This is a genomic window from Terriglobus roseus DSM 18391 (assembly GCF_000265425.1).
In the GTDB taxonomy this organism is placed as follows: domain Bacteria; phylum Acidobacteriota; class Terriglobia; order Terriglobales; family Acidobacteriaceae; genus Terriglobus; species Terriglobus roseus.
Genome location: NC_018014.1, coordinates 4,571,167 through 4,597,256 on the forward strand (window position 1 = coordinate 4,571,167; position 26,090 = coordinate 4,597,256).

The window sequence follows — 26,090 nt, forward strand, 5'->3', positions numbered from 1 at the left end:
GAACAGAAAGCGAACACGGAGGCAGTCATGCAGGAACGCACAATCGAATTTGAAGAGCCGGTGATCCAGGACGAGAGCCAGCAGGCGCTGCAGGTTGCAACCGAACGTGCAGAGCGGGCGGAGGCGGAGTTGGCGAAGTTGAAGTCTGCGCAGCAGCACACGTCGCACACCGTGGCGGAGATGGACCTGAAGCAGCCACCGTCACCCAGCACCGCACAGAGTGCTGCTCCTGTTGCAACTGAAACGGATCGCGGTTCAGCGGATGAAGGCGGCGAGGCCGAGTTGCGCAAGGACCCGATGATGGCCACGCTGTTGGACGCGCTGGATGGGGGCAATGACGTCGGCCATTACGGCCGGTTGGTGTTTGCGATGGTGGCTCGGCATTTCCTGCCGCATGACGAGGTGCTGGCGTGGCTTACAAAGGATGCCGACTTCTCGGACACACAGGCACGCGCGATGCTGCAGCAGGTGGAGGGTCGCGACTATACGCCGCCCAAGCGCGAACGTCTGATTCAGTGGCAGGCTGAGCAGGAGTTCCAGTTCATCGATGCGAATGATCCGGATAGTGGGAATCTCTATCGGAACCTGAAGTTTCCGAGCGAGATCTACGAGCACATTGAGCACTACCAGGAAGCGAAGGCCTAAACAGCCTTTGCTTGCAGGACAGCTTCAGCTACCGGGATGTGGGTTCCGGCGGCTGAAGCTTTTGTTTTATGCGGAGGGCTTTGCGCCGTGCTCCGCGCCCTGGTGGTCGGCTTTGAAGCCGTAGGTCTCGTAGTGGGTAGTGAGCCTGCCGTTGCGCACGGTGCAGACGGTGAAGCCCTCGGCGAAGCCCATACGCGCACCCTCCCACCAGTTGCCGCAGACGGCGCCGCTGGTGAGGTACTGCACGCCCTTCCACTCGACGCGTTCGTTGATGTGCGTATGGCCCTGCAGGACGCCGATGACATTCTTGCCCTCGAAGAGCGGGTAGATCTGGTATGCGTTTGAGACGGACAAAGTGTTTCGAACGGCAAGGGGCGCCTGCATCTCCATGTATTGCGGAAATGCGGTGACCAGCGGCATGTGCGTCGTGACGATGATTGGCGTGGCGGGCGATTGCTTGGCGAGGTCTGCCTTCAGCCACGCGATCTGCGCGTCGTCGATGAAGCCGTAGTAGCTGCGATCCGGTGCGATGCCGATGGAGTCGAGCACGATGAAATGCACGCCCTTGTGGTCGAAGCTTTGGTAGAGCGGACCGACGTGATCCTGAAAATAGCTCTTGCCGAAGCCCGCATCCTGGGGACTCATGCCGCTCTTTGGGTTCAGACCGACGACGTCGTGGTTTCCGATGGCGTGGTACGTCTTCAGTCCGAGTTGCTGCTCGGTCTCCGCATAGAGGCTGTAGAGTTCTGTCGAGCGTGCGGCGGGTACGGCGAGACCGTCAAAGATGTGATCGCCGCCCTGAATGGCGAAGTCGGCGTGGAGTGTGCGCGCTTTCTTGAAGGCCATTGCGCAGCCGGCGGCAGCGTGCAGTTCGGGCTGGAGATGCGTGTCGGTCACGTGCAGAAAGGTGAAGTCGTGCGACGGCGCTTGCGCGAGCAATGAAGCGGGCGCGGCGGCGACAGCGCCCGTGGCGGCAGCGAGCGACAGAAATCGGCGACGGGAGAGAGGTGGCATAGGCCAAGAGTGTAACGCCCGCTGCGCGGCTGGAATATGAACGCTCGTCTTCATCTCGTGGTGAAGGGTGGCTAGGAGAGTGACACTTCTCTTCACAGCATGAAAGGGCCTGCTCTGGCGCATCGCATTACACGTGCCGTGACGCTGCGAGCCTTCGGATCACGTTAAAGTAAGTCCCATGCCCCTCTCCCCAGGCTTTCCCAAGGCGCTCGCGCTGTGTGCGATGGCGCTCGCCGCTTCGTTGAGCGGATGTACGACGAAAGTGACGGCCATTGTCCCGGCGACCCCGGTCGCAACAGCCAAGCCAATCTGGGTTGGCGCGTGGGGAGCTTCCATGAGTAACGCCGAGGCTTTCAATGACAACACCGGCGGCAACGAACGCAGCTACCGCTTCCTGGTCACGTCGACGATCGATGGCAGTCAGGCTCGGGTGAAGTTTTCAAATGTATACGGCAGGTCGCCGGTCACGCTTGGGGCGGCGCGACTGTCATGGGGCAAGGATGGATCAGCGGCGATCGACACCGCACATGACACAGCGCTGAAGTTCAACGGCAGCAGCAGTGTGACCATTGCACCGGGCGGCACGGTCACCTCCGATCCTGCGGACTTCGCCTTTGGAATGGGACAGGTGCTGGCCGTTTCCGTTTATCTGAAGGGGACGTTCGATCCAGTAAGCCGGCACGATGCCTACTTCATCAAGAACTACACGACGGCCGATGGCGCGGGCGATGTGACCACCGATGGCACCGGCGCCGCCTTTACGCGCACGCTGCCCGATTGGCTGCTGATCAACGAGATCGATGTGTACGGCGAGTACCAGGGAACGCTGGCGATGTTTGGCAGTTCGACTACGGACGGCTTCAAGGCGGATTACAGTTCCGACCGCATCTACCCTGCGCCCAATGTCCCGATAGCCGATCAGCATGCGAACCGCGTGACGGATTGGATGGCGCGACGACTGAATGCGGCGGGATATCGCATCGGTGTCCTGAACGCCGGTATTCCCGGCAATGCTGTGACAGAGCTTCCAGGCTTTGCGCCGACGCCCATCAAACGGTTCGCGCAGGATATCCAGACGATGCCGAACCTGCTGGGCGTTGTGAGCTACTTTGGCTCGATCGATCTCCGCTCCTCCGATTGCGTGAGCGCACCGGCTATGGAAGTCGCGACACAGCAACTGGTAGCGACCGTCGCCGCGGCGAAGTTGCCGCTGGTACTGACCACGCTGCCTCCCACCGGGTTGTGCAACAACCCGGCACAGGCAAACTACGGTCCGCTGCCGTCGGCGGCAAACCCATACGCCGGCGGCCTCACGCCGGGACCAGCCAATGGTGCCGAGGTGCAGCGTGCCGCGTTCAACCAGTGGATTCTGTCCACCGGTGCCAACCTGCCGGGCGTGGTTGGGATCGCCGATTACGATAAGGCCTTGAGCGACCCTCAGCATCCCAGTTTCTTACTACCTCAGTACAATTCTGGCGATAACTTCCACATGAACGGTATGGGTTACGGCGCTGAAGCGGCCGCGGTACCGCTCACATTCCTGCCAAAATAGGACCTTTGGTTCGTGAGATGAACGTGTCGTGAAATGTCAGCGGCGCGCTTGAAACTTCAGGGCCGCGTAGACGTTCTCTCACCCATGCGATTCCCCGTGAGAACTCACCGCATTGGCCTTTTTCTGAGGATCTGCACCGTGTTTATAGCTGCTGGGACGGTGTTGAGCCTGAGCAGTTGTACCAGCACACCTACGGCGCAGACAGCGGCTCCCGCTACGCAGCCGATGTGGGTAGTGTCCTGGGGTGCGGGGAGTGAGAACAGCCTGGCGTCTGCGGCGAATCCCGGCGGTTCCGAGCAGAGCTTTCGCTTCATCGTGTTGCCCACTACAGACGGCACACAGGAGCGGGTGCACTTCTCCAACAGGTTGAGCAAAGGACCGGTCACCATCGGAGCAGCGCGGCTTGCCGCGGCAGTGAATGTTGGCCCCGCGATCGATCCGGCACGCGACGTCGCGTTGACCTTTGACGGCAGTCCCTCGGTCACGCTTGCTGCGGGCCAGGAGGTGGTCTCCGACCCTGTGAACATCACCTATAAATTCGGCGAGAAGCTGGCTGTCAGCATGTATCTGAAGGGGACGTTTGCGCCGCTGACGCAGCACACCTCGGAGGTGCAAACGAACTTCGAGAATGCATCCGGCGGAGGGAACGCCACGGCCGATACCAGCGGCGCTTCCATGGGGACGACCATGACGGACTGGCTGATGGTGAACGGTATCGACGTCTACGGCAGCTACCAGGGTACCGTTGCGATCTTTGGCAGTTCTTCGGTCGATGGCCACGGTTCCGGCGATGGCAACACCAACAGCTATCCGGTTGCGAATGTCGCTGTCCCAGGGCAGGACAACGACAGGCCGTCCGACTGGCTTGCCCGACAACTTCGTGCTGCCGGCTATCAAATGGGTGTTTTGAACGCTGGCGCGATCGGCGATCCTGCTGGGGAAGATGGCACAACTGCGGCCGGCAACAGCATCGCGGGCATCGACCGCATGCAGCATGATGTGTTGCAGCAGGCCGGTATCAAGACCGTGATCATCTACTTCGGCGGCATCGACCTGCGGTCCGATTGCAAACTGGCCACCGACATCGAACCATCGCTGACGAATATGGTGCAGCAGGCGCAGGCGGCAGGTGTCCGTACGATCCTGGCGACACTACCACCGTCGGAATACTGCCAGGGCGCTTCTGCCTCGCTGATTCCATCCAGTGGCAATCCGTACGCGGGCGACGTCAATCCTGGCCCGGAAAACTCTGGCTCGACGCAGCGACGCGCTCTGAACGACTGGATCAGGACCTCGGGTGCCGCACTCCCAGGCGTGGTCGCAATTGCAGACTTCGATAAGGCTCTCGCCGATCCGGCCCATCCGGATTTCATGATCCCGAATCTCAACTCAGGCGACAACTTTCATCCGAACGGTGCGGGTTACGGCGTACAGTCCAGCTCGATCCCATTGGACAAGATCCTGGGGCAGTAGAACGCTCGCGAACAGACAAAGAGGCCGGGCTATCTGCCCGGCCTCTTCTGTTGCTGTACATCAGGTCTTTAGCGGTCCTTGGAGGCTGCCAGCTTCTCTTCCGCAACGCGAATCTCTGCGCGCGCGTAGTCGTACTTCTCCGCGTCGTCGCCAGCTTCCGTCCAGTCCTTGTTTGCTGCGTCGAGCTGCTGTTGTGCCTGAGCCGGATCAATCTCGGTGGGCTTCAGTGCGGTCTCGGCGAGCACGGTAACGCGCTCAGGGAGAACTTCAACAAAGCCCCACGCGACAAAGAACTTCGCATCGCCGGAGTTGCCGCCGTGCAGCTTGACTTCGCCTGCGCCCAGTTCTGCGAGCAGCGGAGCGGCGCCGTACAGCGCTTCCATGTAGCCCGAGATCGCCGGCAGCTCAATCGCGTCGGCCGTGGTGTCCACCAGGACGCGGTCCGGTGTGACGATGCGGACTGCGAGCTGGCCGTGTGTGCTTGTTTCGTCTGCCATGGCGTTTCTTGGTTTCTTGTTTCTTGTTGCTGGTTTCGTTGAACAGCGGAAGAGTTGGGATTGTTGCCGGCCTCTGGAAACCAGAGGCCAGCAACAAGAAACTCTCTTACGCGTTTGCCTTCATCTTCGCAGCAGCTTCCAGAACTTCCTCGATGCCACCCTTCATGTAGAAGGCCTGCTCCGGGATGTCGTCGTGCTTGCCTTCGATGATCTCCTTGAAGGAGCGGACCGTATCGGCAACCTTGACGTACTTGCCGGGGTTGCCGGTGAAGACTTCTGCGACGTGGAAGGGCTGCGACAGAAAGCGCTGGACTTTACGCGCACGGAATACGGTGAGCTTGTCCTCTTCCGAGAGCTCGTCGATACCGAGGATGGCAATGATGTCCTGCAGATCCTTGTAGCGCTGCAGAATTCCCTTCACCTGCTGAGCCACGTTGTAGTGCTCCTCGCCCACGATGCGGGGCGAAAGAATGCGCGACGTGGAAGCCAACGGATCGACGGCCGGATAGATACCGATTTCCGTCAGTGCACGGTTCAGAACGGTGGTTGCGTCCAAGTGGGCGAACGTCGTGGCCGGAGCCGGATCGGTAAGATCGTCGGCCGGTACGTAGATGGCCTGCACCGAGGTGACAGAGCCCTTCTTCGTGGACGTGATGCGCTCCTGCAGCTGACCCATTTCCGATGCAAGGTTCGGCTGGTAACCCACTGCCGAGGGCATACGGCCCAGCAGCGTGGAAACCTCAGAACCAGCCTGCGTGAAGCGGAAGATGTTGTCGATAAAGAGCAGCGTGTCCGCGCCTTCTTCGTCGCGGAAATGTTCCGCGATGGTGAGGCCGGTCAGCGCCACGCGCAGACGCGCTCCTGGCGGCTCGGTCATCTGCCCGTAGATCAGCGCAGCCTTCGACTTGCGCCAGTCGTTCGGATCGATAACGCCCGACTCCTGGAACTCGACCCAAAGATCGTTACCCTCACGGGTACGCTCTCCAACGCCGGCGAATACCGAGTAACCACCGTGCTGCATGGCGACGTTGTTGATCAGCTCCTGAATCAGAACCGTCTTGCCTACACCGGCGCCGCCGAAGAGACCGATCTTGCCGCCCTTAAGGAAGGGCTGGATCAGATCGACGACCTTGATACCAGTCTCGAACATCTCTTCGCTGGTGGACTGCTCGTCAAACGCGGGAGCCTGCCGGTGGATGGGCATGCGCTTCTCTGTCTGAACGGGTCCGAGGTTGTCGACGGGCTCGCCAATAACGTTGAGCACACGGCCCAGCGTCTCGCGGCCGACTGGCACCATGATGGGTGAGCCGGTGTCGTAAACCTTCATGCCACGGACCATGCCCTCCGTCGCTTCCATTGCGACGGTGCGGACGCGGCCCTCGCCAAGGTGCTGCTGCACCTCAACGATGACGGACAAGGGGTTCGGAATGTCGAAGCCTTCCGACGTGATGCGCAGCGCCGAATAGATCGGCGGCATATGCTTCTCGTCGAACTGAATGTCAACGGCCGGGCCGCTGATCTGGATTACTTTACCGATGTTCTCTGCCATAAGTTCTCTCTTGCCAGCGCGCGATTAAAGCGCCGCGGCTCCTGAAACGATCTCGATAATTTCCGTGGTGATGGCTGCCTGGCGCACGCGGTTCATGGTCAGCGTCAACTTGTCGATCATGTCGCTGGCGTTGCTGCTGGCGGCGTCCATGGCGGTCATACGGCTCGCGTGCTCCGATGCCACCGACTCCAGCAGAGCGTGATAGATCTGCGTGGTCACGTAGCGCGGCAGCAGGTGGCGGAAGAGGCGCGAAGGATCCTGATCGTACAGGTAGTCGACGTCGGCCGTGCCGAACTTCTTCGCTTCCTGCTCCATCTGGGACTCTTCCGGCGTGTTGATCGAGACGCCGGCGGTTGCTGCGGCGTGGGCCGCTGCTTCCTTCTGTTCTTCCGTCATCTCTTCCGAGACGGTGATCTCAGGCGAGCCGAGCTTGCGGATCGGCAGCAGCTTCTCAACCACAACGCGCTGCGCGATGACGCTCTTGAACTCGTTGTAGACGATGTAGACGGAGTCGATCTCGCCGCGTTCGTAGCGGTCGATGATCGAATGCGCGCACTTGTCGACGTCGCCGAAGCTGAGTTTGGCGAGCAAGGAAGACAGGTCATGCGTGAGTTCGATAGGCTGCTTGCGCTCGCGGAGATCTTCCACGTGGTGCGAGAGACCGTTGTCGTACTCCTCATCCACGTGCTTCCAAGTGGCCTCGGGGTAACGACGCTTGAACATGTCGCGCGCCTTGCGACCTACCGTCTCGACGTCGATGTTCTGCTCGCCGGGCATGGGACTTTCTTCCGTCTGCGTCTTGGGTGCGCGGCGGTAGTCGATGAACTTCTGTGCGGCCTTGCCGATGTTCGAGTTGAACGCGCCAGCGAAGCCCTTGTCGCCCGCAATGACTAGGACGAGCACGTTCTTCTCTTCGCGCTCGACGAGCAGCGGGTGCATCACATCCGCACCGTCTTCACCGTAGAGGTCGGCGCGGCGGACCAGCGACTGCAGAACATTCGCCAGCATCTGGGCGTACGGCCGAGCCTGCAGCGCGCGCTCTTGCGCACGGCGCAGCTTAGCCGCCGAGACCATCTTCATGGCCTTCGTAATCTGCCGCGTGTTTTTAACGGAGCGAATGCGCCGCTTGAGATCCAGTACGTTTGCCATGGAACCCTACGCCGTTGCCAAAGCCGGCTGCTTCTCGTTCAGGCTCGCTTTGAAGCTGGCCTTGTAATCGTTGATTGCGTTCGTCAGGCGCTTGGTAATGTCATCGTCGAGCGCCTTCTTGCTCATGATGTCATCCAGAATCTGCTTGCCCGTCGTGCCCATGTACTGGTGGAAGCCAGTTTCGAACGCCTGTACCTGCTTCACGTCGATGTCATCGAGCAGGCCCTTGGTACCAGCGAAGACGATGGACACCTGCTGTGCGGCGGTCAGCGGCTGGAACTGGGGCTGCTTCAGAATCTCGACCAGGCGCGAACCACGGTTGAGCTGCTTCTGCGTTGCAGGATCCAGGTCCGAACCGAACTGCGCGAAGGCTGCGAGTTCGCGGTACTGTGCGAGGTCGAGCTTCAGCGTGGCACCGACCTGCTTGGTCGCCTTCATGGCGGCAGCGAAGCCGACACGCGATACCGACAGACCGACGTTGACTGCGGGGCGGATGCCCGAGTTGAAGAGATCGGTTTCCACGAAGATCTGGCCGTCCGTGATCGAGATCACGTTGGTCGGAATGTACGCAGAGACGTCGCCAGCTTGCGTCTCGATGATCGGAAGAGCCGTCAGCGAACCGCCGCCGAGCTTGTCCGAAACCTTCGAGGAGCGCTCGAGCAGACGCGAGTGGAGATAGAAGACGTCGCCGGGGTATGCTTCACGACCCGGGGGACGGCGGAGCAGCAGCGAGATCTCGCGGTATGCCGCAGCGTGCTTCGACAGATCGTCATAGATGATCAGTGCATGCTTGCCGTTATCGCGGAAGTACTCGCCCATGGCGGTCGCAGCGTAGGGAGCGATGTACGACATCGGAGCAGGCTCAGATGCGGTTGCAGCGACGACGATGGTGTAAGCCATGGCGCCATACTGCTCGAGCGTCTGCACGATCTGTGCGACGGACGAGCGCTTCTGACCAACTGCGCAGTAGATGCAGATCAGGTCGTTCTTCGCCGAGTTAATGATGGTGTCGAGCGCGATGGCGGTCTTGCCGGTCTGACGATCGCCGATCAGCAGTTCGCGCTGACCACGGCCGATCGGGATCATGGTGTCGATGGCCTTGATACCAGTCGCCATGGGTTCCGTAACCGACTTACGGTCGATGACGCCGGGAGCGAGACGCTCTACGGGCGACGAGAACTCCGTAACGATGGGTCCTTTGTCGTCGATGGGCTGGCCAAGTGCGTTCACGACGCGGCCGATCATTGCCGGGCCAACGGGCACGGACATGATCTTGCCGGTGCGCTTGACGGTGTCGCCTTCGCTGATCTGCGTGTAGTCGCCCAGCAGGACGGCGCCGACCTGGTCTTCATCCAGGTTCATGGCGAGGCCGCTGATGCCGTGGGGGAACTCGATCAGTTCGCCGGCCATGACCTTGTCCAGGCCGTGAATGCGGGCGATACCATCGCCCAGCGAGATGATGGTGCCGACTTCGTCGACCGCAATCTTGGTCTCGTAGTTCTCGATCTGCTGACGAAGCAGTTCTGTGATCTCGTCTGCGTTGAGCTGTGCCATGTGTCCCTTTTCCGTCTGTCTGCGCCGCAACCGCAGCGCCTTGCCAAAATTCTGTTACTGCAAAACCTATACAGGCTGCGCGTTACGCGCCGGCCAGATGCGTCTTCAATCCCTGCAACTGCCCACGAACCGAACCGTCGTACACGCTGGATCCGAGGCGAATCACCGCTCCGCCCAGCAGCGCAGCATCCTCAGACCAAGTGACGCGAACCTTGCTACCAGCCAGCTCGGACGCCTTGTTCTCCAGCAGATTGCGCTCGTTGCTCTCGAGCGGCTTTGCGCTGGTGATCTCCACGTCTGCAATGCTGCTAGCCTCGTCGGCCAAAGTACTGTACTCCGCGGTGATGTCCCGCAGGGAGTGCATGCGGCCGTGATCCATCAGGACTGCGATGAAGTTGCGAACGGTCTTATCCAGACCGACGCGTCCCGCGAGAGCGTCCAGAACCTTCAGCTTGTCCGCCTGCGGCAGAGCCGGATTCAGCAGGAACTCACGAAGGTCACGACTGGTGTCGAAGGTTGCAGCAAAGTCCGCGAGCTGCGAACGTACCGCATCGATGTTCATGCCCTGTGCAGCGGTGACCTGCTGAAATGCGCGAGCGTAGCGAAGCTCAAAGGCGGCCATTAGTTACGGCTCCCTTCTGTGAGCTTGCCTGCGAAGTTCGCGATCAGCACGCGGTCATCTTCGGGCGTGATATTCAACTGTGCTGCGGCACGGTCCACCGCGATACCAGCGGCATAGGCACGCAGGTCGCGCTGTGCGGCTGCAGAAGCTGCAGCAATTTCCTGCTCAGCGGACTGCAGGATGCGCTGCTTCTCTTCTTCGATGGTGGCGTGGATGTGGGCTTCTTCTTCCGCGGCAGCCTTATCGTTTTCCGTGCGGAGCGCGGCGATCTCGCCGTCCAGCTTGCCGAGGCGATCCTCAACGGCGGCCAGGCGGGCCCGAGCTTCTTCGGTTGCGATGCGTGCTTCCACGATGTTCTTCTGGATGCCCTCGGTACGTGCGCGGAAGGCCTTCGGCAGCATCTTTGCGAGACCGTATCCGACCGCGGCAAAGAGGACGAGCGCATTGAACCACTCAAACACAGCCGAAGCCGTTCCTGGGTTCATGCCGAGCATGCCGCCAAGCTTGATGACCGAAGGCGACTTACGGAAGGCCTCTTCGCCGCCCTCAGCTTCCTTCTTCGAATCCTTATCGTTGGCTTCCGGCTCGGAGCGCTGGCCAGAGGCCGTCGACGCCGATGCGGGGGCAGCTTCCTGCGCACGCAACACGGGCGTAGAGGTCGCCAGCGTCAAGGCCAGCAGTGCAGCGAATACAAACTTCATCTTTGGGGCAGTCGTCATGAGCTTAGGCAGCTCCCATTCCCGAGCGATGCGGCAGGATGGCTGCGAGCACGCTCTGCGAGAGCGAGGCTGCGCCGGCCTCGAGTTGCGCCTTGGCTTCAGCGCCCGACCGCTCGACGGACTCGCGCGCGGCGAGGATGCGACGCTGTGCGGCTTCGCGTGCTTCGGCAACTGCCTTGTCGCGCGCATCGCCCGCAGTTTTTGCGCGGGCATTGCGGGACTCGATGATCTGCGAGCGAGCCGAGCGCAGTTTCGTCTCGTACTCAGCCGTCTTCGCTTCCGCGGATGCGATGGCAGCTTTCGCTTCGTCCATGGCGCCGCCGGTGCGGCCATGACGGTCTGCCAGCGTCTTTTCCAGCGGCTTACGCACCAGGACCTGGTACGCCGCTAGCAGAATCAGGAAGAAGATCACGGTCGGCACGGAGCCGAGCACAAGATCGCCAATTGTTTTCAGAATCTCTTGCATGATGGACCGTGGGCCTCGTCCGAGGAACTCCGGGCCTTTTGCGACGACCGGGGACGGCCGTACAGGCGGAGCGTAAGGGACACAGGCAACCCTCTTGTTATACCAATCCCGGCTGGTGAGGTCAATGAATCAGGCTGTGAGGAAGACAGGTATGGGGCTTGGATTCCCGTGAATTTTCAGCGATTTCCGCAGTTTTCGGGCAGATGTCACACTGGAACGGTGAATGACACAGCCGCTCGCCCCCAGGAACCCGTAACGCGAACCCAGAAGCGCATTGTGATCGCCAGCTTCGGTTCGCTTGGCGATCTGCACCCGTTCCTTGCGCTGGCGGTGGAGCTGCGTGGACGCGGTCATTCCGTCACCATCGCCACGGCACCGCACTATGCGGATCGCATTGCTGCGCTGGGGTTTGCGTTTGCGCCGATTGGGCCAGAGATCTCGCCGGAAGATCCTGCCCTGCTTCGTCGGTTGATGACTACCGTGCGGGGGCCTGAGTATCTCTTTCGGACGCTGTTCCTGCCGCATCTGCCGCAGATGTATGCGGACCTGGAACGGATCTGTGCTGGTGCGGATCTGCTGATTGCGGGTGAGGTAGTTTTTGTGGCGCCGTTGCTGGCGGAGAAGACTGGGTTGAAGTGGGCTTCGGTGTTGCTGTCGCCGATCTCATTCCTTTCGGCCCATGATCCTTCGGTGCTGCCGCCGCTGGCTCGTTTCGGCGGGCTGCATGGCTTGCCGCACTTCGCACAGGTTGCGTTGCGGGCGATGACACGGATGGGCTTCCGTCGCTGGTCTGCGCCTCTGCACAAGCAGCGTGCGGCGCTGGGGTTGCCGCATAAGGCGAACGCTCTGCTCGAAGGAAAGCTGGAAGCGGACCGCGTGCTGGCGATGTTCTCAGAGCACTTTGCGAAGCCGCAGCCTGACTGGCCTGCGGGAACGGTGCAGACGGGTTTTGCTTACTTTGATCAGACTGCTGCGCAAGAGGCTGCGCCGTTGACGCATGATGCGGCTGCGCCGGTGACTGCTGCGAGTGCGCGTACTGCGGAGCGTTTACGCGAGTTTCTCAGTCAGGGCGAGATGCCTGTGGTGTTTACGCTTGGGTCTGCGGCGGTGCATGTGGCGGGCGATTTCTTCCATGTGAGTGCGGGTGCTGTGTCTCGTTTGAACCTGCGGGCTGTGATGATTACGGGGCGCACGGATCTTCGGGGGCTGGAGACGGAGCGCATTCTTACGGTGCCTTATGCGGACTATCGGACGCTGTTTCCTTATGCTGCCGCGGTAGTTCACCAGGGTGGCATTGGGACTACGGCGGAGGCGTTGCGGGCTGGGGTTCCTTCGCTGATTGTGCCGTTTAACTTCGATCAGCCGGACAATGCGGCGCGGGCTTTGCGGCTGGGTGTGGCGTTGTCGTTGCCCCGCCGGAAGTACAACCGGCGGCATGCTTATTACGCGGTTCATCGGCTTTTGCGGGATGAGAAATTGCGGGGTCGTGCGGAGGCGCTTGGTGAGGCAATTCGCGCGGAAAACGGCGTAAATCACGCCGTTCAGGCCATCGAAGAGCTGCTTTAAGGCAGGGTCTGCGCAGGAATGAATCGATTCAGTGCGAGGCCCGGGACTTATGGGTCCGCCAAACCACGCCTGTCACGAATTTTTCTCTTGCAGTGCCGGCAAACGGGCGTAGCCTGAAGTCACTCCTAGACCCGTTCCAGGGTCCATCAGGCCGCGAGACCCGGGAAGTTCCTCCACTCCCCTCTCCCGCGGCCTGATCCATGTCCGGCACCCGCCTATCGGAATCCCATTCCAAACTCTGAGAACCGCCTAGTGAGCCGGCACCATGACGGCGTTCTCGTCCACCTTCGGTATTCCGAAGTGTCCCCCCAGATGCAGCAGGTCGAGCGGTCGCAATGTGCAGTCGACGTTGATGACGGTCATGTTGCGGTCGCCGCGGTTCAGGACGGTGAGGCCGTTGATATTTGCTCCCGTGTAGTGCAACCACAGATCGGTGATGGTGGTGGCGTTCCTGCCGTTCGCGTTGACCAGGTGCTTCCATCCGGCTGCGCGATATTGGCCGTCGATCATGGCGAGCGCACCGGGGTCGTAGCGTGCGTATTCATTCGCGTGGAAGGTACGGACGCTGATGCTGTTGAGACCGGCGACGATGCGTCGCGTCTCCGAGTCCTGGCCTGCGAAAAAGCTGTCGGTCAGTCCCAATAGATTGCGGTCGAAGGTGAAGGCCGTCTGCGAGGCGGAGCTGGTGAGCACCGAGTCAAAGGTGGGTATCCAGCCTGCGGGCGGTGGGGGGCCCGGCGGTGGCGGCATGGGCGGCGCCTGCTGCACGGTGGGGTACGAGTTGGGATCGCTGGGACTGTAGACGTTGCCGTTCTGCACGGGCGGCGGAGCCTGGGTCTGCGGCGCGGGCTGTCCCAGCATCTGCGCGTGAGCTTTCCCTGGGGCCGCTGTCGTGAGCAGGGTGGCAGCCAGAAGGACAGCGACGGAAGTGGGCGAGGCAGAGCGAGCGATCCCCATAGGTGGTTGGACACCAATTTCACTCAATGGTCGCGGTTGGTCGTGCGCTGATTTACGACACAGGAATCGGACAGGCGACACCGTTGGGTCACTGCCAAGGCGGGCCGCCTTGCGCTATGATGATGCGCATGAAGCTGCTTCGCCGCCGACGCGCAACCCTACACGACCTGGAAGCCAGGCTGCAGGAGAGTATTGCCCAGATTCCCGCTGCCGTTGAGGCAGCCATGCCGCGCAACCGTCACAACAAGGTGACCGTTACGGTCGCCTGGATCGCGGGTGGCATCGGCGTTTTGACGCTGGGCCTTCTCGCCGGTCGCGAGTTGCGTGTTCGCTATAAGTTCAAGCGCCGCACGCCGTATGACTACTACGCGCATGCCGGCGACCAGACGCCCGATCTTGAGTTCGGCGTCGGCATTTAGATCCGATCCGGTTTCTCCGGGTACAAGCCGGGCGCCCCACTGAAGCCTGTCCTGCGGTATCGAAGGACGAAGCTAAGGTGGGGTTTGCTATGTGCGGCCATCAAATTCTGAAAAGGTAGAAACGACTATGAGCAACATCGCATTCCTCTTCCCCGGCCAGGGGTCGCAGACAGTCGGCATGGGCCGCGATCTTTTCGAGAAGTTTCCCGCTGCGAAGGCTGTCTTCGAAGAAGCGGACGAGGCATTGGGTTACAGCCTGTCGACGCTGTGCTTTGAAGGCCCGGAAGAGCAGTTGAAGCAGACCGAGTACACGCAGCCCGCGATCCTGACTGTGTCGGTGGCGGCCGCGCGGGTGCTTGCGGAGCATGGTGTCACGGCGGCGTTTGCCGCGGGCCATTCGCTGGGTGAGTACAGCGCGCATGTTGCGGCGGGTACGTTCTCGTTTGCCGATGCGGTCCGTACCGTGCGTTCACGAGGCCAGTTCATGCAGCAGGCCGTGCCCGAGGGCAAGGGTGCGATGGCCGCGATCCTGGGCATGGACGCTGCGCGCATTGGGGAGCTGTGCCAGCAGGCCAGCGACGAGATGGATTGTATGGTGGCGCCGGCCAACCTGAATGCTCCGGAGCAGACCGTGATCAGCGGTGATGCAGCCGCCGTGGCGCGTGCGAGTGAGCTCTGCAAGGAAGCAGGCGCGAAGCGTGCTGTTCCCCTGCCGGTATCTGCACCGTTCCATTGCAAGCTGATGGAGCCGGCCGCAGATAAGCTTGCGAGCGAGCTGGAACGCGTGGTGTTTCACGATCCGACGATGCCCGTGGCGAGCAATGTGGACGCTCGATTTGTCTCGCGCAGCAGCGAGGTTCGCGACTGCCTGATTCGCCAGGTGACCGGCGCCGTTCGCTGGACGGAGTGCATTGCGCTGTTAAAGGACGCTGGCGCGACAACGTTTGTCGAGGTTGGGCCGGGCAAGGTGTTGAGCGGTCTGATGCGGCAGATCGACCGTGCGCAGCCGATGTTGAACGTGGAAGATGCAGCGAGCCTGGAAAAGACGCTGGCTGCGTTGAACGCTGTCTAGTTACCGATCGTCTGATGGGGCTTCGCTCTGTGGGTCGCGTGAACGCTGCCCGGGCTGAAGCCCCATTTTCTTTGTGGATCGGATTCAGCAGGCTAAAGCCCGCTGCTGGCTCTCCTGTGGTGAGTGCGATAGGGTGGTTTGGGTTTGTAAGACAGGACAAGATGCACGAGGCAGCCTTGAACGAAGAGTTGCATGAAGCGGCGATTCGCCGTGCGCGAGATGAATCGAATCGCGCGATTGCGCGACGGGATCTGGCTGGCGTTGGGGACTCACTTGGCGAAGACTATGTGGGAGTTATTGGTGACGGGACGTTCGTCGGGTCGCGCGCCGAGTATCTCAGGTTATTCCGGGAAGGCTTTAACTATCCGAAGCAGAGCATGACGTATGTACGCACGCCTGAGGTTGTCGATGTCGCAGAAGACAGGACGCTGGCCGCCGAGCATGGCAACTGGGTTGCGACGATCCCTTCGGGGGCCGTCGTTTATACCGGCAGCTATGCTGCGATGTGGCGGCGAACAGCCGCTGGGTGGAAGATTCGATCCGAGATCTTTGTGACCCTGCATGGCTGACTACTTGGCCGTTGGGGAAGGTCGCTTTACCGATGTGAAGTTTTGATTGCATGATGGTCGGACCCGGCAGTTAAGAAGAATCAGCGGATGCTGGAGAGATTGAGCGAATGAGAGCTTTTCCGGCAAAGAGTTTGACACTGCCGCAACGCGTCGGTCTGTGGCTGTTGGGTTGTGTTGTTGTCATCATCTTCGCCGTGGCGAACGTTGGTACGGATCTGTCGCTTTCCCAGTTCTCCGCGCCAGCCGAAGCGCCCTCTTCGAACACTTCCGTCGATCAAAGTCTTTACGTGACGGCTCGCAATCTTGCGGCGCTCGCGGCTACGCCGCAGGAGCAGCAATACGCGGTACTTGCGATGCGTTCGGCGGATCACGAACTCGATCAGAGCTTCGCGTCGGTCATTCGCAACTCGGCAAGCCAACGCCTCGCCCTAACACCCGCAGCCGTGTCTGTGCTTCAACGTGCCGCTGAGCTGAAGCAGGTGATCCAAGCCGACCGCGCAGCGGTTGCAGCCGCGAGTGCAGAAGGATCGGACGCTCCTGATGGCGGCGACGAACGGCTGCGTACCGCGCAGGCACAGCTCGTTCTGGACCAGGATGAGCTTGAGAATGTGCAGCAGGATATCGCTCAGATGGGTGGCGATCCTCAGACTGATGTTCAACAGGCCTTCGATCAACACCGCGCCCTTGAAAGTCAGGCAGCGATACTGCCGAGAAATGCCGCACCCGCAGCGCTCGAGTCGTCGCGGTCGCTGCATTCCGTTGTGGGGAAGGTGCGGATCCTGGCGTCTTTGAAAGAGCGGCGCAGTGCGCTAATAGAGGCACGGACGAAAGCGTTGGCTGCTCAGCATCGTTTGCAGCAGCAACATGAGGTTCTGACGAACAAGAGTTCTGTCCCCCCATCGGGGAAAGATCCTGCGTCGAGGGCAGGCAAGCTTGCCAACCTGCAGGCTGCGGCCGAACGCGAGAAGGACATGACGGTCCTGGACAAACGAGTCCGCGACCTGGGGCAACTGGCGGCCGTCTACGAGGACTGGATCCATCTCATGCAAAGCCAGCGCAGGGCTCTGCTCGCGTCACTGGCAGGCGATTTCCTGACAATCGTCATGGCGGTGCTTGGCGTCTTCGCGCTGAGCGGCCTTGCGCAGTACCTGATCAATCGCTGGGAGAAGAGCCATCACCACCGCCTGAAGCATCCCCGTGTGGTCATTACGCTCTTTCTGGAGGTGGTGGTCGTCGCGCGGATCGCGGTTGTGATCTTCGGCATGCCGGGTGATGTTTCCACGATCATAGGTTTCGTCACCGCGGGGATCACGGTTACGCTGAAGGACTTCCTGGTCTCATTCGTGGGGTGGTTCGCTTTGATGGGACGACGTGGGGTTCAAGTGGGCGATTGGGTTGAGATCGACGGGACGCAGGGAGAAGTTCTAGAAGTCACTGCACTCCACACCTACCTTCTGGAAGTTGGGAACTGGGCAACAAGTGGACAGTTCACCGGCCGGCAGGCGGTGTTTATGAACAAGTACGCGGTGGAGAAAAAGTACTTCAACTTTTCGACTTCGGAACAGTGGATGTGGGATGAGTTAGTCATTCCCGTGCCCGCGACCAAGTCGATCACACAACAAATGTTGGCCCAGGTGCAGCAATTGATTGCCGCCGAGACGCAGGACGATTTGGCGGCCGCTGAGGCTTCCTGGGGAAGGCTGGCTGCAACGAATGGCCTGGAAGAGCGGAAAGGCGCACCCACGGCGGTCGTTCGCACTTCCGCGACCGGGCTTGAGGTGGTCGCACGATATGTCACTACGGCCCCTGCACACTTCGCTACGGCTGTTCGCCTCCGCCAGGTGGTGCTTGGAGCACTGGGATTGGGTTTGACTGCCGACCCTGACGTTCTGAACAGTCCATCGGCCACTTAGGCCGACCCCACTGGTACCAGGCGGTCGGCTTGCAGGGGATGCACCTGAGCTGGCTCGATCGCGTCTGACTGAACTTATGCACCAGCAAGACGAGTGGGCTGCTGCCCGGAAGCAATCAGGAGATGCTGATTGCTTCCGGGTTTTGCTTTGCGCGGTAGTCGGCGAGGAAGCGGGCGATGCGGCCGATGGCTTCTCGCAGGTCAGTCTCGTGCGGCAGAAAGACGATGCGGAAGTGATCGGGGTTAGGCCAGTTGAAGCCGGTTCCCTGGACGAGCAGGACGCGTGTTGCTTCGAGTAGTTGCAGGAGGAACTGGCGGTCGTCCGCGATGGGATAGATGGCGGGATCGAGGCGCGGGAACATGTAGAGCGCTGCCTGCGGCCGGACGCAGGTGATGCCGGGGATGGCTGTGAGCAGCTCATAGGCGAGGTCGCGCTGTTTGCGCAGACGGCCGCCTTCGCGGACGAGATCGTTGATGCTTTGGTAGCCGCCGAGCGCGGTCTGGATGGCCCACTGGCCGGGGACGTTGGCGCAGAGCTTCATGTTGGCGAGCATGTTGAGGCCTTCGATGAAGTTGGCGCCGGCTGCCTTATCGCCCGAGACTACCATCCAGCCTGAGCGATAGCCGCAGGCACGGTAGCTCTTGGAGAGCGAGTTGAAGGTGAGCGTGAGGACGTCGGTGGAGAGGCTTCCCATCGCGGTGTGCCGTGCGTCGTCGTAGAGGACCTTGTCGTAGACTTCGTCGGCGAGGATGACGAGTCCGTGCTCGCGTGCGATGGCGACGATGCCCACGAGGATGTGGTCGGGGTAGACGACGCCGGTGGGGTTGTTTGGGTTGATGACGACGATGCCCTTGGTGCGCGGCGTGATCTTCGCGCGGATGTCGTCGAGGTCGGGGTTCCAGCCGTTGGCCTCGTCACAGATGTAATGCACGGGCTTGCCGCCCGAGAGGCTGGTGACGGCTGTCCAGAGTGGATAGTCGGGCGCGGGCACGAGTAACTCGTCGCCGTCGTCGAGCAGCGCGGTGGCGGCCATGGCGATGAGTTCGGAGGCGCCGTTGCCGAGGTAGATGTCGTCGAGCGTTACACCCTGGATGCCCTGCGTCTGGGTGTAGTGCATGACTGCCTTGCGAGCGGCGAAGATGCCCTTGCTGTCGGAGTAGCCTGCCGAGTTTGGCAGGTTGCGGATCATGTCAAGGCGGACTTCTTCCGGTGCTTCAAAGCCAAAGACGGCGAGGTTGCCGATGTTGAGCTTGATGAGTTGCTGGCCCTCCTCCTCCATCTGTTTGGCGCGGTCCATGATGGGTCCGCGGATGTCGTAGAGGACGTGATCCAGCTTCCGTGATTTGTTGATCTTCTTCATGAGTCGCTCGCGTGCAGGTTTGTGGGAAGCGCGGCTGCGAAAGCTTTGCTGTAACCACCATACCGGGTTCAGCGGGCGGAGGTCGCCGCCTGAAGTTGCGAATCGATTTGTTTCCAGGTTCGGGGCAGAGCGTTTGTCGTGTAAGAAGTGACAAATGGATGAAGCAAGGATGACATCCGCTTTGTAAGGCGAGGCCTACGTTGGTTCCCTGCTACTGCAGAGGTATGTCCGCACGGTGGAACGATCTGCAGGGTAAGAGGAGAACCCGATGAAACGCTCTTGGAACGTCAGCAACGTGGTCCTGACCAGCTTTGCATTGCTGGGCTCGATCGTGGTGTCATCCCCTTTGTACGCCCAAGCACATCCGCCTCTGATCGATCCGATTCCGGCGGCGATCCCTGCGTCGAATATCACGGTCAACCTGACGACCGTGATGTCGAACCTGGTGCAGCCGACCGCAGGTACGACGGCTCCTGGTGATGGAGACCACCTTTACATTGCCGACCAGATTGGCCAGGTGTGGAGCGTGGATGTGTCCCGCCATGGTGCCTCGTCGTCACCACACTTATTCCTGGATATTCGCAGTTTGATTGTTCCGCTTGGCCTTGGACCAGCGAAGTATGACGAGCGCGGGCTGTTGGGTATTGCGTTTCATCCTAACTTCCGTCGGAATCATCTTTTCTATACCTTTTCGTCGCAGCCGGTGAAGGGCACGGCGACGTTCAGCACGCTGCCTGCGGGTGCCGTTCCGAACTGCCAGAACGTCTTGCAGGAGTGGAAGGTGATGGACATGGGCGACGACAACTATGTGGTCGATACGTCCAGCGTTCGTGAGGTGATGCGGGTGGATAAGCCGCAGTTCAACCACAATGGCGGTGCGATGTTGTTTGGCCCGGATCGTCTGATGTATCTGTCGATCGGAGATGGTGGCGGTTCGAACGATGTTGGAGTGGGACACGCCGCGGCAGGCAATGCGCAGACGCTGGCGCCCGGGAATGTTCTGGGGAAGATTCTGCGCATCGATCCACGCGGTCATAACTCGGCCAATGGGCAGTACGGTATTCCGGACGATAATCCGTTTGTTCGTTCCACACTGTCGCCGGCGCCACAGCCCGAGATCTATGCCTATGGCTTCCGGAATGCGTGGCGGATGTCGTTCGACGCAAAGACTGGTGCTCTGTATGCGGGGGACGTAGGCCAGAACGATGCGGAGGAAGTGGATATCGTTCGCAAGGGCAGGAACTACGGATGGCCAGTGAAGGAGGGCACATTCCTATTCGATGGCTTCCTGCCGGGGCGTACGGGCGCAGGGTATGTCTGGCAGAACAGCCCGGGTGCGCCAAGCGGATTGATCGACCCGATTGCGCAGTATGACCACGGCGAGTCAGAGGTCGCTCCCCTGCACTCTGGTGTGCATGTGCGTCAGGCGGTCATTGGTGGATTTGTCTATCGCGGCGAGCGTTCGGAGGCGCTGGAGGGCAAGTACATCTTCGGCGATTACGGCTCAAATACCTCACCGATTCAAGGACATCTGTACGTTCTGCGGGGCCGCGACAGGCACATCGAGGAGTTACAGGTAGAAGGCCGGTCTACGCTGAATCTGGCGGTGATGGCCTTTGCGCAGGGCCGCGATGGGGAACTCTATCTGCTTGCGAGCCAGACGGGAACGGTGCTGGGAAACACTGGTATCGTGGCGCGGATCGGGTCCAACAATGCGGGACACGACGATGACGATGATCATGGGCACGGTCATGATCATGATCATGATCATGGGGACGACAGGGACTAATGATGATCTATGGGTCCAGGAGTTATCGCTCCTGGACCTGTAGCTGTTTCGATCGAGTTACTGCTCTTTATGCGAGCCGGATGGAGTTGCGGCCTTCCTGCTTGGCTACGTAGAGGGCGTCGTCGGCTCGGCGGGTGAGTGTGGCGATGTCGTCGCCCGGGAGTTTTGCGGTGAGACCGATGCTGACGGATACGGTGACGAGCCGCGCGGCGACGCCGGATCGGATGCGCTCTGCGACAGCGATTGCGTCGTGTGCGTCGGTGCCGGGCAGCAGGATCAGGAACTCATCGCCGCCGAAGCGACCGACGTAGTCGTAGGGGCGAAGCGAGGCGACGGCGAGTTCTGCGACTTCGCGCACGATCCTGTCGCCTTCAGAGTGGCCGTCTGTGTCGTTGATGCGTTTGAAGTAGTCGATGTCGATGAGGCCGAGTACCAGGGGTTCGTCGCGGCGGCTGCTGCGTACCAGTTCGGCGTGCAGGGCGCGTTCGATGCCGCGGCGATTGAGGGCGCCGGTGAGGAAGTCGCGTTCCGCCTCGTCTTCCAGCTTGCTCATGAGTTCATCGTTGAGCAGCAGGAAGAGCAGGAGGCCCGCTGCCATGAGGAAGAGGAGATAGAGGAAGAGGACGGAGGACTGGATGAGGTCCGGGCGCATGTAGTCTGCGGGCGCGCCTGTTAGGAGTGTGCCGACGGCCTGCCAGAGGCTGACCGCGGCGAAGAGGAACATGACCCACGCCAGGGCGTGCTGGGAGCGGCGCTTGCCGTGCCGCACGAGATCCCTGCCGGTCATGAGCCGGATGAAGAAGCCGTAGAGGGCGAGGATGACGATGCGCGCGACGAGCGAGTCGCGGACTTCTGTGTAGTAATACAGCAGGAAGAATGGGATGAGCGGGAGCGCGCCGATCATCCTGCGGTGCACCGAGAGACCGAGGTTCGACCGGATGCCGAGCTGCAGCAGCGTGAGGAAGACGCAGACAAGGGTGTCGCCGACGATGGTGTTGAGGAATGTTCCCCACCATCCGTTGGCCGCTACGAAGACAAAGAGGGCGCAACTGATGGCGCCCGCGCCGAAGGCGGCGGCGAAGTATCCAGCTCCCTTTGTATTGCGATTGGTGAGCTGCACACCGGCAAATGCGCACGCCAACAGGATGGCTGCGGCGAGCAGGCAGAAGAGAATCGTCAGATTGTCCAGGTGCAAAGTTGGGTTCCTGACACTCAGGGTAACCCGCCGAAGGCACTTGGTCTCGACAGCACAGCCTGCGCATCCGCGGGTATTCTGCCGATATAAGTCTCTGTCACCTGGCGAGATCCGCCCGTATTATGCCCTTTAGGCGTGACACACGGATTGCGTCGGTTCCGAGAAGAAATGATCTGCTGCAATGCAGCAGATCTGTCACTCGGAATGAGGTGAAACATGGCAGACGCGACGGAGGTTTTATGCAACCCACAGTACAAGAGCAGGACCAGGGAATCATGTCGTACCTGAAGTATCCCGTCCATTTGCCTGCGGATCTTTCAACGCTTCGAGAGCAGTACAAGAACGCCAAGCCCTTTCCTCACCTTGTCCTTGACGACTTTTTCGATGAGAGCACGCTGAAGGCGCTCTGTTCTGAGATTCCGGGCGCTTCGGATGAGACCTGGGTGCACCATAGTGATGACCGTCAGGAGAAGTTTGGCCTTCGCTCCGCGATCTCACTGGGACCGGAGGGGTATGCATTTGCTTCGTTCCTGCATTCCGCGAGCTTCCTTTACCTGCTGTCCGAGATTACCGGGATCTGGGGGCTGCTGCCGGACCCCTATTTGCAGGGCGGAGGGTTCCACATGATCCCGCCGGGCGGGTACTTCGATGTACATGAGGACCGTAAGACGGACTACACAACCTCGCTGCAGCGACGCCTTGTTCTGATCACCTACCTGAATGAGAACTGGGCTCCTAACTACGGGGGCGAACTGGAGTTGTGGGACAAGACGGGCACCAGGTGTGAATCGAGGCTCGCTCCCCTGTTCAACCGGGCCGTCCTGTTTGAAGTGGCTGATAACAACTACCACGGGAACCCGAATCCAGTGGCCTGCCCCGTCGGTCGTACACGCAACAGCTTTGCGACGTACTTCCATACCGTGCCGCAGGAGGGCGACGGTAAAGTGGATCGCTTTTCCTCCAAATTCGCACCGAAGATGTATCGCAAAGAGCAGGCGGCGTGGAAGAAGATCGCAAGGAGTTTCCTGCCTCCCATTATTTGGGAGGTCGTGAACAAGGCCCGCCGAAGCTACTAAGGCTCGCGGGCTTCGTCCCGGACGCCGCCCTGACAGAGCTCCTTCGTTTGGACGGCCTGAAGCGACCCGATAGACTGACAGGGTGCAGGTCAGACCGCCTACGGGTGGTTTGTTAAACGGGAAGCTGGTGTGAATCCAGCGCTGTCCCGCAGCGGTGATGGGAACGAAAGGTTGCGCGGCGCGAGCCAAGCACTGTCTCTTGTGAGATGGGAAGCGGCAACGGAGTAGGGTGCCCAGAGTCCGAAGACCGAGCCTGCCGCCACCACCATGGAAGTGCAGATGCGCTGACCGTGGGTGCGCTTGAGGCTACCGTTCTCGTGGACTGGACCGGTGACCACTGCAAATCTCCGTGCGTGAGCGCGGCGGATGGGCCTGCGCATGGGTGGTTCTTTCACGCTTCAGGAGAGAACCGAGCATGGCTGTACCCAATGTTTTATCGTCACCCCCCTCAACACTGAAAACTGCGAACCTTGGATTTCCTCGCATGGGTCGCGAGCGTGAACTTAAGTTTGCGCTGGAAGGTTACTGGAACGGCAAGCGTACTGCCGATGACCTGGCGGCTGTTGCGAAGAGACTGCGTGCGAGCCACTGGCAGTTGCAGCAGGCGGCGGGCATCGACTTCATTCCTTCGAACGATTTTTCGCTGTATGACCAGGTGCTGGATACGCTGGTGCTGATCGGCGCAACGCCCGAGCGCTTTGGAGCTGGGCCGGTGACGCCGGACCGCTACTTTGCGATGGCGCGCAACAGCCACGAACAGACGGCGATGGAGATGACCAAGTGGTTCGATACGAACTATCACTACCTGGTGCCGGAGTGGTCGGCGGGCCTGACGTTCAAGGTGGACACGGCGAAGCTGCTGCGTGAGGTGGGCGAGGCGCGTGAGCTTGGGATCGAGACGCGACCTGTGCTGATTGGGCCTTTGACGCTGTTGCTGCTTGGCAAGGGTGTGGATGGGTTCGATGCGTTGACGCTGCTGCCGCGGGTGATCGCTGCCTATGTCGATGTTCTTGCCCAGTTACACGTGGCGCGTGTGGAGTGGGTGCAGATCGATGAGCCGATCCTGGCGACGGATCTGCCGGAGGGTGCGGCCGAGGCATTCCGTACGGCGTATGCGGCTTTGACGAAGTCGCCGGTGAAGCTGATGCTGACGACCTACTTCGATGCGCTTGGCAGCAATCTGCCGCTGGCTGTGGAGCTTGGCACTGCGGGTATTCACATTGACGCGGTGCGTGCGCCGGAGCAGGTGGATACTGTTGTTGCAGCGTTGAAGCCTGCGCAGATGTTGAGCGTTGGTTGCGTTGAGGGACGCAACATCTGGCTGACGAACTTTGCGCATGCGTCTTCGTTGCTGTCTGCGGCGGTTGCTGCGCTGGGTGAGGATCGTGTGATCGTTGCGCCGTCTTCTTCCCTGCTGCATGTGCCGCACGATCTTCACAGCGAGACGGAGCTGCCGTCGCGGCTGCGCGGATGGCTGCGGTTTGCGGAGGAGAAGCTGGACGAGGTGGTGGCGCTTGCGCGCTTCGATACCGTTGCGGCTGCAAGGAATGCGCTGGCGATTGCGGATCGTGCTGCGGCAGAGACGACGGTGAATCCTGTGGTGCGTGCGCAGCTTGCAGCGCTGGAGTCGAAGGACTTTGCGCGTGCCGCGGTGTACGCGGAGCGGACCGCCGTGCAGCGTGCGGAGCTGGGACTGCCGTTGTTTCCGACGACGACGATCGGATCATTTCCGCAGACGGCTGAGGTGCGCAAGCATCGTGCGGCGCATAAGCATGGGCACGAGACGACGGAGCAGTATGAGGAGTTTCTTCGGGTCTCGATTGAGGACTGCATTCGCCAGCAGGAGGCGATTGGCCTGGATGTGCTGGTGCATGGCGAGTTTGAGCGCAATGACATGGTGGAGTACTTTGCGGCGTTCCTGGATGGCTTTGCCTTCACGGAGTACGGCTGGGTGCAGAGCTATGGGTCGCGTTGTGTGAAGCCGCCTGTGATCTTTGGCGATGTGGCGCGGCCGAACCCGATGACGGTGAAGTGGACGGAGTATGCGCGGTCACTGACGAGCCGACCGATGAAGGGCATGCTGACCGGACCGATCACGATCCTGCAGTGGTCATTTGTCCGCAACGACATTCCACGCCAGCAGACGGCGTGGCAGATCGCGCTGGCGCTGCGGGATGAGGTGCGTGACCTGGAGGCTGCAGGTATTCGGATCATCCAGGTGGACGAGCCTGCGCTGCGAGAAGGTTTGCCGTTGCGTCGTGCGGACTGGGATGGATACCTGGATTGGGCGGTGGATGCGTTCAAGCTGGCGACTAGCAGCGTGGGCAACGAGACGCAGATCCATACACACATGTGCTACTGCGAGTTCGACGACATCCTGCCGTCGATCGCGGCTCTGGATGCGGATGTGATCTCGATGGAGACGGCTCGTTCTCAGATGGAATTGCTGGAAGCGTTCCGTGCGCATGGGTATCCCAACGAGATTGGGCCCGGTGTGTATGACATTCATTCGCCGCGTGTGCCGGATACGGTCGAGATGAAGAAATTACTCGACCTGGCGCTGCAGGTGTTGAAGCCCGAGCAGATCTGGGTGAATCCTGACTGTGGTCTGAAGACCCGTGCGTGGCCGGAGACGTTGGCCGCGTTAACCAACATGTGCGCAGCGGCGGTGGAACTGCGCGCGAGCATGGGCGCCTGACACCCGGCTGCTCCCGAACAGGCGGCGCGCATGCTTGCGTCGCCTGTTCCGGCTAGCGGGAAAAGCGTTTGCTCCTTGATCTACAGCAAAGATTCCAGGTGATTGCGCTATTGTGCGCAGTGTCCCCCTGAAGCGGTATGTACCTCCTTCTTCGAGGGGCATAGGTTGCTCTTAGGGCATCCCTGCATGTGCTAACGACGAGTGTCGTGATCGATTGTGGTGATTTGTGGCGGGTG

22 protein-coding genes and 1 riboswitch are annotated in these 26,090 nt (G+C 60.7%); of the genes, 11 read left to right on the plus strand and 11 right to left on the minus strand.

Translation table 11 applies throughout. The features are described 5' to 3' along the window. Positions 1 to 27: 27 nt before the first annotated feature. Positions 28 to 645 (plus strand): hypothetical protein, encoded by a 618-nt coding sequence (locus TERRO_RS23525; RefSeq protein WP_014787314.1) that lies wholly within the window; start codon positions 28 to 30, stop codon positions 643 to 645. A gap of 66 nt (positions 646 to 711) precedes the next feature. On the opposite strand, the gene TERRO_RS18920 is transcribed toward TERRO_RS23525, so the two are convergent. After that, positions 712 to 1,659 (minus strand): metallophosphoesterase family protein, encoded by a 948-nt coding sequence (locus tag TERRO_RS18920; RefSeq protein ID WP_014787315.1) that lies wholly within the window; start codon positions 1,657 to 1,659, stop codon positions 712 to 714. A gap of 178 nt (positions 1,660 to 1,837) precedes the next feature. On the opposite strand from TERRO_RS18920, the gene TERRO_RS18925 reads away from it, so the two are divergent. Then, the gene (locus TERRO_RS18925; RefSeq protein ID WP_014787316.1) at positions 1,838 to 3,211 is read left to right on the plus strand and encodes a GDSL-type esterase/lipase family protein; all 1,374 of its coding nucleotides are present in this window, start codon (positions 1,838 to 1,840) and stop codon (positions 3,209 to 3,211) included. Positions 3,212 to 3,349: 138 nt separating this feature from the next. Then, positions 3,350 to 4,684: a GDSL-type esterase/lipase family protein gene (locus tag TERRO_RS18930; protein ID WP_014787317.1), complete on the plus strand. Its 1,335-nt coding sequence runs from the start codon at positions 3,350 to 3,352 to the stop codon at positions 4,682 to 4,684. 68 nt (positions 4,685 to 4,752) lie between these two features. On the opposite strand, the gene atpC is transcribed toward TERRO_RS18930, so the two are convergent. The 7 genes from atpC to TERRO_RS18965 form a co-directional block, all read right to left on the minus strand. Then, positions 4,753 to 5,181 carry an ATP synthase F1 subunit epsilon gene (gene atpC, locus TERRO_RS18935; RefSeq protein WP_014787318.1) on the minus strand — a complete coding sequence of 143 codons (429 nt, stop codon included), beginning with the start codon at positions 5,179 to 5,181 and terminating at the stop codon, positions 4,753 to 4,755. Positions 5,182 to 5,287: 106 nt separating this feature from the next. Further along, complete coding sequence (gene atpD, locus TERRO_RS18940) at positions 5,288 to 6,730, minus strand: F0F1 ATP synthase subunit beta (protein WP_014787319.1); 1,443 nt, start codon at positions 6,728 to 6,730, stop codon at positions 5,288 to 5,290. A gap of 24 nt (positions 6,731 to 6,754) precedes the next feature. Further along, complete coding sequence (locus TERRO_RS18945; RefSeq protein WP_014787320.1) at positions 6,755 to 7,879, minus strand: F0F1 ATP synthase subunit gamma; 1,125 nt, start codon at positions 7,877 to 7,879, stop codon at positions 6,755 to 6,757. A gap of 6 nt (positions 7,880 to 7,885) precedes the next feature. Further along, complete coding sequence (gene atpA, locus TERRO_RS18950; protein WP_014787321.1) at positions 7,886 to 9,433, minus strand: F0F1 ATP synthase subunit alpha; 1,548 nt, start codon at positions 9,431 to 9,433, stop codon at positions 7,886 to 7,888. Between the two features lie 82 nt (positions 9,434 to 9,515). Further along, positions 9,516 to 10,055, minus strand: a complete 540-nt coding sequence (gene atpH, locus TERRO_RS18955; RefSeq protein ID WP_014787322.1) for an ATP synthase F1 subunit delta — start codon at positions 10,053 to 10,055, stop codon at positions 9,516 to 9,518. Further along, a complete protein-coding gene (locus TERRO_RS18960; RefSeq protein WP_014787323.1) occupies positions 10,055 to 10,774 on the minus strand; it encodes a F0F1 ATP synthase subunit B in 720 nt (239 codons plus the stop codon). Before TERRO_RS18960 ends, atpH begins: the two co-directional genes overlap by 1 nt. A 4-nt stretch (positions 10,775 to 10,778) precedes the next feature. Next, complete coding sequence (locus tag TERRO_RS18965) at positions 10,779 to 11,240, minus strand: F0F1 ATP synthase subunit B (protein WP_014787324.1); 462 nt, start codon at positions 11,238 to 11,240, stop codon at positions 10,779 to 10,781. Positions 11,241 to 11,459: 219 nt separating this feature from the next. On the opposite strand from TERRO_RS18965, the gene TERRO_RS18970 reads away from it, so the two are divergent. Further along, positions 11,460 to 12,806 (plus strand): glycosyltransferase, encoded by a 1,347-nt coding sequence (locus tag TERRO_RS18970; RefSeq protein ID WP_052313396.1) that lies wholly within the window; start codon positions 11,460 to 11,462, stop codon positions 12,804 to 12,806. Between the two features lie 249 nt (positions 12,807 to 13,055). Here TERRO_RS18970 and TERRO_RS22395 read toward each other — a convergent pair whose 3' ends face one another. Next, on the minus strand, positions 13,056 to 13,763 hold the full coding sequence (locus TERRO_RS22395) for a hypothetical protein (RefSeq protein WP_014787326.1): 708 nt from the start codon (positions 13,761 to 13,763) through the stop codon (positions 13,056 to 13,058). Between the two features lie 128 nt (positions 13,764 to 13,891). On the opposite strand from TERRO_RS22395, the gene TERRO_RS18980 reads away from it, so the two are divergent. The 4 genes from TERRO_RS18980 to TERRO_RS18995 all read left to right on the plus strand — a co-directional run bounded on the left by TERRO_RS18980 (position 13,892) and on the right by TERRO_RS18995 (position 17,736). Beyond that, the gene (locus TERRO_RS18980) at positions 13,892 to 14,182 is read left to right on the plus strand and encodes a hypothetical protein (protein ID WP_157178447.1); all 291 of its coding nucleotides are present in this window, start codon (positions 13,892 to 13,894) and stop codon (positions 14,180 to 14,182) included. A 127-nt stretch (positions 14,183 to 14,309) separates the two neighbouring features. Then, positions 14,310 to 15,254, plus strand: a complete 945-nt coding sequence (fabD, locus tag TERRO_RS18985) for an ACP S-malonyltransferase (RefSeq protein ID WP_014787328.1) — start codon at positions 14,310 to 14,312, stop codon at positions 15,252 to 15,254. 161 nt (positions 15,255 to 15,415) lie between these two features. Then, a complete protein-coding gene (locus TERRO_RS18990; protein ID WP_014787329.1) occupies positions 15,416 to 15,823 on the plus strand; it encodes a YybH family protein in 408 nt (135 codons plus the stop codon). A gap of 107 nt (positions 15,824 to 15,930) precedes the next feature. Then, a complete protein-coding gene (locus TERRO_RS18995; RefSeq protein WP_014787330.1) occupies positions 15,931 to 17,736 on the plus strand; it encodes a mechanosensitive ion channel domain-containing protein in 1,806 nt (601 codons plus the stop codon). A gap of 115 nt (positions 17,737 to 17,851) precedes the next feature. Here TERRO_RS18995 and TERRO_RS19000 read toward each other — a convergent pair whose 3' ends face one another. Beyond that, positions 17,852 to 19,096 carry a pyridoxal phosphate-dependent aminotransferase gene (locus tag TERRO_RS19000; RefSeq protein ID WP_014787331.1) on the minus strand — a complete coding sequence of 415 codons (1,245 nt, stop codon included), beginning with the start codon at positions 19,094 to 19,096 and terminating at the stop codon, positions 17,852 to 17,854. A 268-nt stretch (positions 19,097 to 19,364) separates the two neighbouring features. On the opposite strand from TERRO_RS19000, the gene TERRO_RS19005 reads away from it, so the two are divergent. Continuing rightward, on the plus strand, positions 19,365 to 20,885 hold the full coding sequence (locus TERRO_RS19005; protein WP_014787332.1) for a PQQ-dependent sugar dehydrogenase: 1,521 nt from the start codon (positions 19,365 to 19,367) through the stop codon (positions 20,883 to 20,885). 67 nt (positions 20,886 to 20,952) lie between these two features. Here TERRO_RS19005 and TERRO_RS22400 read toward each other — a convergent pair whose 3' ends face one another. Next, positions 20,953 to 22,080 carry a GGDEF domain-containing protein gene (locus TERRO_RS22400; RefSeq protein WP_014787333.1) on the minus strand — a complete coding sequence of 376 codons (1,128 nt, stop codon included), beginning with the start codon at positions 22,078 to 22,080 and terminating at the stop codon, positions 20,953 to 20,955. Positions 22,081 to 22,319: 239 nt separating this feature from the next. Here TERRO_RS22400 and TERRO_RS19015 point away from each other — a divergent pair, with 239 nt between their 5' ends. Next, entirely contained in the window at positions 22,320 to 23,156 is an 837-nt protein-coding gene (locus tag TERRO_RS19015) for a 2OG-Fe(II) oxygenase (RefSeq protein ID WP_014787334.1), read from the plus strand. A gap of 69 nt (positions 23,157 to 23,225) precedes the next feature. Continuing rightward, positions 23,226 to 23,427, plus strand: a riboswitch (cobalamin riboswitch). Positions 23,428 to 23,571: 144 nt separating this feature from the next. Continuing rightward, entirely contained in the window at positions 23,572 to 25,854 is a 2,283-nt protein-coding gene (metE, locus tag TERRO_RS19020; protein WP_014787335.1) for a 5-methyltetrahydropteroyltriglutamate--homocysteine S-methyltransferase, read from the plus strand. The last annotated feature ends 236 nt before the right edge of the window (positions 25,855 to 26,090 follow it).

Bases quoted from the DNA above. Each gene is read 5' to 3' on its own strand.
- TERRO_RS22395 (WP_014787326.1), bottom strand. From the start codon at position 13,763: ATGGGGATCGCTCGCTCTGCCTCGCCCACTTCCGTCGCTGTCCTTCTG.
- atpH (WP_014787322.1), bottom strand. From the start codon at position 10,055: ATGGCCGCCTTTGAGCTTCGCTACGCTCGCGCATTTCAGCAGGTCACC.
- TERRO_RS23525 (WP_014787314.1), top strand. From the start codon at position 28: ATGCAGGAACGCACAATCGAATTTGAAGAGCCGGTGATCCAGGACGAG.
- atpC (WP_014787318.1), bottom strand. From the start codon at position 5,181: ATGGCAGACGAAACAAGCACACACGGCCAGCTCGCAGTCCGCATCGTC.
- TERRO_RS18980 (WP_157178447.1), top strand. From the start codon at position 13,892: ATGAAGCTGCTTCGCCGCCGACGCGCAACCCTACACGACCTGGAAGCC.
- TERRO_RS18945 (WP_014787320.1), bottom strand. From the start codon at position 7,879: ATGGCAAACGTACTGGATCTCAAGCGGCGCATTCGCTCCGTTAAAAAC.
- TERRO_RS18990 (WP_014787329.1), top strand. From the start codon at position 15,416: ATGCACGAGGCAGCCTTGAACGAAGAGTTGCATGAAGCGGCGATTCGC.
- atpD (WP_014787319.1), bottom strand. From the start codon at position 6,730: ATGGCAGAGAACATCGGTAAAGTAATCCAGATCAGCGGCCCGGCCGTT.
- TERRO_RS18965 (WP_014787324.1), bottom strand. From the start codon at position 11,240: ATGCAAGAGATTCTGAAAACAATTGGCGATCTTGTGCTCGGCTCCGTG.
- TERRO_RS18925 (WP_014787316.1), top strand. From the start codon at position 1,838: ATGCCCCTCTCCCCAGGCTTTCCCAAGGCGCTCGCGCTGTGTGCGATG.
- TERRO_RS19015 (WP_014787334.1), top strand. From the start codon at position 22,320: ATGCAACCCACAGTACAAGAGCAGGACCAGGGAATCATGTCGTACCTG.
- metE (WP_014787335.1), top strand. From the start codon at position 23,572: ATGGCTGTACCCAATGTTTTATCGTCACCCCCCTCAACACTGAAAACT.
- TERRO_RS18920 (WP_014787315.1), bottom strand. From the start codon at position 1,659: ATGCCACCTCTCTCCCGTCGCCGATTTCTGTCGCTCGCTGCCGCCACG.
- TERRO_RS19000 (WP_014787331.1), bottom strand. From the start codon at position 19,096: ATGAAGAAGATCAACAAATCACGGAAGCTGGATCACGTCCTCTACGAC.
- TERRO_RS18960 (WP_014787323.1), bottom strand. From the start codon at position 10,774: ATGACGACTGCCCCAAAGATGAAGTTTGTATTCGCTGCACTGCTGGCC.
- atpA (WP_014787321.1), bottom strand. From the start codon at position 9,433: ATGGCACAGCTCAACGCAGACGAGATCACAGAACTGCTTCGTCAGCAG.
- fabD (WP_014787328.1), top strand. From the start codon at position 14,310: ATGAGCAACATCGCATTCCTCTTCCCCGGCCAGGGGTCGCAGACAGTC.
- TERRO_RS19005 (WP_014787332.1), top strand. From the start codon at position 19,365: ATGAAACGCTCTTGGAACGTCAGCAACGTGGTCCTGACCAGCTTTGCA.
- TERRO_RS18995 (WP_014787330.1), top strand. From the start codon at position 15,931: ATGAGAGCTTTTCCGGCAAAGAGTTTGACACTGCCGCAACGCGTCGGT.